The sequence below is a fragment of the Mesorhizobium sp. M7A.F.Ca.ET.027.03.2.1 genome, from assembly GCF_003999175.1.
In the GTDB taxonomy this organism is placed as follows: Bacteria; Pseudomonadota; Alphaproteobacteria; order Rhizobiales; family Rhizobiaceae; genus Mesorhizobium.
Window position 1 is genome coordinate 1 of sequence record NZ_RZOM01000179.1, and the last position, 7,656, is coordinate 7,656.

General features: G+C 63.8%; 6 protein-coding genes and 1 pseudogene. 1 reads left to right on the forward strand and 6 read right to left on the reverse strand.

All coding sequences use genetic code 11. The features are described from left to right. Window positions 1-54 precede the first annotated feature (54 nt). The 4 genes from EN750_RS10645 to EN750_RS10660 all read right to left on the reverse strand — a co-directional run bounded on the left by EN750_RS10645 (window position 55) and on the right by EN750_RS10660 (window position 4,732). Window positions 55-1,083, reverse strand: coding sequence for an esterase-like activity of phytase family protein (locus EN750_RS10645; RefSeq protein ID WP_127396394.1), 1,029 nt, complete (start codon window positions 1,081-1,083; stop codon window positions 55-57). After that, complete coding sequence (gene cobT / locus EN750_RS10650) at window positions 1,080-2,981, reverse strand: cobaltochelatase subunit CobT (protein ID WP_127396395.1); 1,902 nt, start codon at window positions 2,979-2,981, stop codon at window positions 1,080-1,082. The genes EN750_RS10645 and cobT overlap by 4 nt, the downstream gene beginning before the upstream one ends. An 11-nt stretch (window positions 2,982-2,992) precedes the next feature. Next, on the reverse strand, window positions 2,993-3,979 hold the full coding sequence (gene cobS / locus EN750_RS10655) for a cobaltochelatase subunit CobS (RefSeq protein ID WP_013529367.1): 987 nt from the start codon (window positions 3,977-3,979) through the stop codon (window positions 2,993-2,995). Window positions 3,980-4,102: 123 nt separating this feature from the next. Further along, window positions 4,103-4,732, reverse strand: a complete 630-nt coding sequence (locus EN750_RS10660) for a J domain-containing protein (protein WP_013529366.1) — start codon at window positions 4,730-4,732, stop codon at window positions 4,103-4,105. A 181-nt stretch (window positions 4,733-4,913) separates the two neighbouring features. On the opposite strand from EN750_RS10660, the gene EN750_RS10665 reads away from it, so the two are divergent. After that, window positions 4,914-5,216, forward strand: coding sequence for a BolA family transcriptional regulator (locus EN750_RS10665; RefSeq protein WP_013529365.1), 303 nt, complete (start codon window positions 4,914-4,916; stop codon window positions 5,214-5,216). A 30-nt stretch (window positions 5,217-5,246) separates the two neighbouring features. Here the strand turns inward: EN750_RS10665 and EN750_RS10670 are convergent, their stop codons facing one another. Both EN750_RS10670 and EN750_RS10675 read right to left on the reverse strand, forming a co-directional pair. Next, window positions 5,247-6,800 (reverse strand): acetolactate synthase large subunit, encoded by a 1,554-nt coding sequence (locus EN750_RS10670; protein ID WP_127396396.1) that lies wholly within the window; start codon window positions 6,798-6,800, stop codon window positions 5,247-5,249. A 100-nt stretch (window positions 6,801-6,900) separates the two neighbouring features. Then, window positions 6,901-7,655, reverse strand: a pseudogene (locus tag EN750_RS10675) (alpha/beta hydrolase). Between the last annotated feature and the right edge of the window lies 1 nt (window position 7,656).

Consider the following 7,656-nt stretch of genomic DNA (forward strand, 5'->3'; position numbering starts at 1 on the left):
AGCGCGGCGCCCGCCATGTCATCTGGATCGCCAACAGGACGTAAGCCGGCTGGCTCAATCCTGGTGGAGAATGAATTCCAGATAGAGGTTGCGCTGCAGGATCGAGTGGTTGTCGTCGGAGATCAGCGACACCATCAGCGCGCCGTCGTCGCGGCTCCAGACGTCGAGCCCTTCCATATTGTCGATCTGGTAGTCCATGTCGGCCTCCAGCAGCACCGGCCCGTCGGCGACCGCGCCCTTCTCGACGCTTTCGCCGTAGATGCGCCGCAGCCGCATCTTGACGCCGCTGGCCATCGAGAAACTGCGCTCCAGAAGCAACAGATCACCATCGGGCAGGAAGGCGCCGTCGGTGATGTCGAAATCGCCATTGCGCTTGACGGTGAAGACGCCCTTGTGCGGCCCTTCGATGATGGCGGCATAGATGTTGCCGGCCTTGTCCAGGCTCTTCTCGGAGACCACGACCAGGCCGCCCTCATGCTGGCCGTTGGCATTGGCGTGGGTGACGGTCTCGAAGCCGCGATTCTGGCGCAGCTCGCGGGCCGGCACGACGAAATCCAGCGGCTTGAACGGCGCCTTCATGTCGTTGGGGTCGATCTTGAACTGGGCGACGCGGTGGCTGCGCTCGAAGCCGACGGTGGCGATGCCGTCCTTGACCGCGAGACCTTCCGCATCGACCTCCCATTTCCTGTCGATCGGCCGGCCGGTCTGGTCCACCATCTGCTGCATGCGGAAATTCTGGATGCCGGAGGGTCGCTTTTCCGCGTCGCGGACCACCGTGCCGAAGAACCAGAAGCCGGTGTCGGCAACGCCGATGAAGTCACCGCCGGCTTTCAGGAAGCGGAAGGCTGACAGCGCGCCGAAATCGCGTGTCGGCGAGGTCATCTCCAGCCCGCCGACGAATTCGAAAGCGCCGAACTGCTTGTCGGCACGGCCAATGTGGAATTGGGTGATCGGGCGGGCCGAGATTTCGACCGGTTCGACAGAACCAGAGTCAGCCGAACCGGCTGCCGCCGAAGCCACGCCGGAAAGCAGGACGATGGCGGCGAAAAGCGTCTGCCGAAACCCGCCGCGCCTGGAAATCATCCGGCGCGCCGCATACCACCGCCGCGTCGCGTATCCTTCGCGCTTTCCTCGGCGAACAGCGAAGCCAGTTGCTCGGTCATGGCGCCGGCCAGTTCCTCGGCATCGACGATGGTGACAGCGCGGCGGTAGTAGCGCGTGACGTCGTGGCCGATGCCGATGGCCAGCAGTTCCACCGGCGAACGCGTCTCGATCAGCTCGATGACGGCGCGCAGATGGCGCTCGAGATAGTTGCCCGGATTGACCGACAGCGTCGAATCGTCGACCGGCGCGCCGTCCGAGATCATCATCAGGATCTTGCGCTGCTCGGGCCGGGCGATCAGCCGGTTGTGCGCCCACAGCAGCGCCTCGCCGTCGATATTTTCCTTGAGCAGGCCTTCGCGCATCATCAGGCCGAGATTGCGCCGTGCCCGCCGCCATGGATGGTCGGCGGACTTGTAGATGATGTGGCGCAGATCGTTGAGCCGGCCAGGATTCGGCGGCTTGCCATCCTTCAGCCATTTCTCGCGCGCCTGCCCGCCCTTCCACGCCCGTGTCGTGAAGCCGAGGATCTCGACCGAGACGCCGCAACGCTCCAGCGTGCGCGCCAAGATGTCGGCGCAGGTTGCCGCGACCGTGATCGGCCGGCCGCGCATCGAGCCGGAATTGTCGAGCACCAGCGTCACCACCGTGTCGCGAAATTTGGTGTCGCGCTCCTGCTTGAATGACAGCGGCTGCATCGGGTCGATGACGACCCGCACCAGCCTTGCCGGGTCGAGGTAACCTTCTTCCAGGTCGAAATCCCAGGAGCGGTTCTGCTGCGCCATCAGCCGGCGCTGTAGCCGGTTGGCCAGCCGCCCAACGACGCCGGACAGATTGGCCAGCTGCTTGTCGAGGAAGGCGCGCAGCCGGTCGAGTTCTTCTTCTTCGCACAGTTCCTCGGCGCCGACCGTCTCGTCGAAAGCCGTGGTGAAGACCTTGTAGTCGATTTCCTTCGGCAGATTGGTGAAGGGATTGTCGTTACGGCGCGCCTCGCCGGGTGTTTCGGCATCGGCGTCGTCATCGTCGGACAGATCGTCGGCGGTGGCATCGGAGGCTTCCGTCTCGGCCAACTGCTCGTCATCGGCCGAAGCTTCGGCATCCTCGGACTGCGACTGCTCGGAGCCGGAATCCTCTTCGCCACCCTCCTCGCTCTGCTCCTCGCCTTGCGGCTGGTTGTCGTCATTGTCCTCGGAATCTTCCGTCTCCTGGTCGTCGCCAAGTTCCTCGGCCATTTCCATGGAGGCGAGCATCTCGCGCACGACCCGGGCGAACGCCTGCTGGTCGCCGAGCTTGGCCGACAATCCGTCGAGGTCGGCCTTGGCCTTCTCCTCGACCCAAGGGCGCCAGAGTTCGACCAGCCGCTCGCCGCTTTTCGGGACCGGGCGGCCGGTCAGCTTCTCGCGGACCATCAGGGCAAGAGCTTCCTCGATCGGCGCGTCGGCCTTGTCCTTGATGTCGACGAGGTTGGCCTTGGCGTATTTGTCCTCCAGCATCGAGCCGATATTGTCGGCAACGCCCTGCATGGCGCGTGAGCCTATCGCCTCGACGCGAGCCTGCTCGACCGCGTCATAGATGGCGCGGGCCGCCTTGCCTTCCGGCGCCAGCTTGGTGTGGATGCGCACATCATGGCAGGCGCGCTTCAGCGCCATGGAATCGCCGAGGCCGCGGGTGATCGCAATATCGGTCTTCGATGCCTTCTTGGGCAGCTCCGGCAAGCGCGCGCGGCTGCCGGCGAGCGCCGGCCGGTCCTTGGCGAAACCGACCTCCAGTTCCTTGTCGCCGGCAATGGCGCGCATGCAGACGGTGACGGCGCGCTTGAAGCTATCGGCTTCAGACCCCGTCTTCGACTTGTTGCGCGTGTTGTCGCCCGGACCCGCCATCGAGACCCTGCTTAGCCCAGCACCACGTTGGCGGCGCTCTCGGGCAGATCCTCGCCGAAGGCGCGCTGATAGAACTCGGCCACCACCGAGCGCTCCAGTTCGTCGCATTTGTTGAGGAAGGTCAGCCGGAACGCCATGCCGATATTGCCGAATATCTCGGCATTCTCGGCCCATGTGATCACCGTGCGCGGGCTCATCACGGTCGACAGATCGCCGTTGATGAAGGCCGAGCGCGTCATGTCGGCGACGCGCACCATCTTGTTGACGATGTCCTTGCCCTTGCCGTCGCGATAGTGCTTGGCCTTGGCCAGCACGATGGCGACTTCGTTGTCGTGCGGCAAATAGTTCAGCGTGGTGACGATCGACCAGCGGTCCATCTGCGCCTGGTTGATCTGCTGGGTGCCGTGATAGAGGCCGGTGGTGTCGCCAAGGCCGACCGTGTTTGCGGTCGAGAACAGCCGGAAGGCCGGATGCGGGCGAATGACCCGGCTCTGGTCGAGCAGCGTCAGCCGGCCCGACGATTCCAGCACGCGCTGGATCACGAACATCACATCCGGACGGCCGGCATCGTACTCGTCGAAGCACAGCGCGACATTGTGCTGGTAGGCCCAGGGCAGGATGCCGTCGCGGAATTCGGTGATCTGCAAACCGTCCTTGACGACGATCGCGTCCTTGCCGACGAGATCGATACGGCTGACATGGCTGTCGAGGTTGACGCGCACGCAAGGCCAGTTGAGGCGAGCGGCGACCTGTTCGATATGGGTCGACTTGCCGGTGCCGTGATAGCCCGACACCATGACGCGGCGGTTGTAGGCAAAGCCCGCAAGGATCGCCATCGTCGTGTTCTTGTCGAACAGATAGTCCGGATCGATGTCCGGCACATGCTCCGATGTCACCGAATAGGCCGGCACCACCATCTTGGACTCGAAGCCGAATTTCTCCTTCACCGACACCGTCGTGTCGGGCAGGTTGGCGATGTCACGATCGACCTTGTTCATATCTCTCAACGTCTCCACGGGCGAAACGTCTGATTTCGCCGGCAATCGATTTTGTCCGGGGGCGGTCTTAGAGCCTTTTCCAACCTTATGAAAGTTGGAAAACGACACGAACCGTATGGCCGCTCAGCACAGGCCCGCCTGTTTGAGCACGCGATAGGCCTGCAGCACATCGCGGAACCGGTCTTCCGAACCTCTGTCGCCACCATTCGCATCCGGATGGTGCAGTTTCACCAGTTCCTTATAGCGCGCCTTGATCTCCTTGCCAGTCGCCTTTGTATCAAGACCAAGCGTTTCCAGCGCCTTGGCCTCAAGCGGCTTGGCCTTGCGCTCGCGCGCCTCGCGCGGATCCTTCGGTCCCTTGAACAGGTCGAACGGGTCGCGCATGCGGTTATAGTAGCCGGCCCGACCGGAACGCATCTGGGCCATATCGGGCGACGATCGCGTCGAGGCTCCGTTGGCGCCCATTTTCCAGGTCGGCCGGTGCCCGGTCATGGCTTCCTTCTGGAAGCGCGCGACCTCGGTGTCCGGCACGCCGGAAAAGTAGTTGAAGCCCTTGTTGTACTCGCGCACATGATCGAAGCAGAAGTGGAAATACTCGCCTTCCTTCATGCGCCCGACCGGCGCACGATGGGTGCCCGCTTCCTTGCAGCCGTCCCACTGGCAGATCGGCGAGTGCGACTTCAGCTCCGCGTCCTTGTCGGGGCGGACGCGAATCTTCTCGAAATATTTGGGGTACGGCTTCATCTTACCCATTTATGGGGCGTTCGCAGATGCGAAACAAGAATTGACATTTTCGCGATCATCGCCCTAACCGCTGAATCGCGGCATAAAGCAGGCGAATGGCGGATTTTGTTGCTCGGCGGCGGCCCCTTGCGAAACCGATTTTCGGTTTCCAGGCCGAGACGCCAGCGATATGTGGTGAAGGGAGATGGCGATGTCCATACAGGCGACCATGGAAGACAAGCTCAATAAGGCATTTTCGCCGGACAGGCTGGTTATCATCAACGAGAGCCATCTCCATGCCGGCCACCACCATCACGGCTCCGACCATCACGGCACTTATGACGGCACCGGCGAGACGCATTTTCGCGTCCGCGTCGTCGCTTCCGCCTTTGCCGGCATGAGCCGCATCGACCGTCACCGCGCCGTCAATGAACTGCTTGCCGACGAATTGAAGGCCGGCGTGCACGCGCTGGCGATCGAACCGGCGGCTCCCGGCGAAAAGACCCGCTGGTAGCTCGGTTCCGCCGATCGTTTTTCGCCGCGCTCAGAGCACCGCTTCGATGAGGAACGGCCCGCGCCGTGACAGCGCGCTGTCCAGCAGCGCCTCGAAGCGCTCGCACGTATCGGCGCGAGCCGCCTCCACGCCCATGCCTTTGGCCAGCGACACCCAGTCGAGCGAGGGATGGTCGAGGTCGAGCATGCGCCTGGCGTTCTCGCCGATCGCGCCCACGCCGACATTCTTCATCTCGCCATGCAGGATTGCATAGGTTCGATTGGAAAACACGATCGTCACCACGTCGAGCTTTTCCCGCGCCTGCGTCCACAATCCCTGTACCGTGTACATGCCGCTGCCGTCGGCTTCGAGGTTGATCACCTTGCGGTCCGGACAGGCGATTGCCGCCCCGGTCGCCATCGGGATGCCGCCGCCGATCGATCCGCCCGTGCCCATCATGTAGTCGTGCGGCGCTGCAAAGGCCGACAGCGCGAAGAAACGCCTGGCCGAGGTGACCGCTTCATCGCAAACGATCGCATCGGCCGGCAGTTTCCGCGCCACCGACAGCGCGATGGCATCTTCCGTCAGCTTGCCGTTCGGCGTTGCCTCGTCGGGAAAAGCGGCCGCGAGCACCTGTTGTTGTGACGGCTTGATGCCAAGTTCGTCGCGAAGCGCCTCCAGCGCCGCATGCAGATCGTCGCCATGGGCGGCCAGTGTCAGCACCTCGCAGCCTTCCCGGACGAGCCGTCCCGGTTTCCCCGGATAGGCGAAGAAGGCAACCGGCTCCTTCGCGCCGACCAGGATCAGAACATCGACATCCCTGAGCACAGCCATCGCCGCATCGACCGGATAGGGAATGCGGGTCGGCGCGACACGCCCGCGCCCGCGTTGCATCCGTGCGATCAGAACCTCGCCGAACAGGCGGACATCGCTGCCCGTCGAAATCTGCCCGGCGATGGCGAGCCCATCGGCGCGTGCGGCCTTTCCGCGAACGATCATGCCTGCCCGGCCCGGAGCGGTACGGATCGCCGCGGCGACCTTGCGCACGGCGTCCATATCGACGGCCGGCGCTGGCACCAGCTTCACCTTGCCGACCGAAACCGCGTCGACTGCGCCCCAGGCGGCATCCGCCGGCAGGATCATCGTCGCGACGCCGGGCGGTGTCAGCGAGGCACGAAAGGCTGCTTCAGCTGCCGGCACGATATCGGCCGAGCCCTTGACTCGGCCGACCCAGTTGGACATCGGCGCCGCAAGGCTCTCGATATCGCTGGTGAGCGGGGCATCGAGCGGCAGATGGTAAGAGGCGTGGTCGCCGACGATGTTGATCATCGGGCTGAAGGCACGCCGGGCATTGTGCATGTTGGCGAGCCCGTTGGCCAGGCCGGGACCGGTATGCAGCAGCGTCGCGGCCGGCCGATCGGTCATCCGCGCATAGCCATCGGCGGCACCCGTCACCACGCCCTCGAACAGCCCGAGCACGCAACGCATTTTCGGCTTGCGGTCAAGTGCTGCAACGAAATGCATTTCGGAGGTGCCGGGATTGGCAAAGCAGACCGTCACATCATTGGCCAGAAGCACGTCACACAGGACATCGGCGCCGTTCATGCAATTCCCTCCCGCTCACGATCGAAGAGCACTTGCACCCGGGCGCGCCCGCACAGCAATATCCCGCCGCCACTTTTGATCTGATCCAGTGCCGTAAGGATCAGCCAACCGTCGATTTCAGGAATGCCAGCGCGGCCGCGGTCAGCGCATCGCCGTCCTCGCCGAAATCGCGATTGATCGACATATGCGTGTAGGCGCTGCCGTCGAACAGCGTGACCTGGGTGCCCGTCGCGCGCAGGCGCTCGGCAAAGGCCTTGGAGTCCTCACTCCGGCCGGGGCGCGCGAATAGGCAATGAACGTCGGCGGGTGCTTGCGGCCGTCGACATGGCTGGCCGGCGACAGTGCCGCCCATTGCGCGGGATTGGAAAAGACGCGGGCATAGGCCCGCACCATGCCGCCCTTCCTGGCAAGTGCTGCAAGATCATAGGCCCTGGTATCGTCGAGAATGAGCGCAGCTATGCCGGGCAATCCGCCGCGCATGCCGGTCAGCGCAATCAGATGGCAGCCGGCCGAATGGCCCATGCCAACGATGCGGTTTGGATCGCCGCCATGCCGGGCGATGTTGGCCCTGATGTAGGCGTAGGCCTTTTCGACGTCACCGGCCTGGGTGGCGACATCGGCCTGCGGCAACATGCGATAATCGATGGAGACGAAGCAAAAGCCGTTGGCGAGCAGAAAAGCCGGTTTGGCGTCGACCTGACTGCGTTTGCCAAACTGCCAGGTACCGCCATGAACGAAAACCACGACCGGCAGGCCGATTGCCCCATCGGGCGCATAGATGTCGAGCTTGGCCGGCCCGTAGTCGAAGGTCTTTGGCGTGGGTCGGCGTGTTTCCGACGCGGCCGATGCTTCCAAC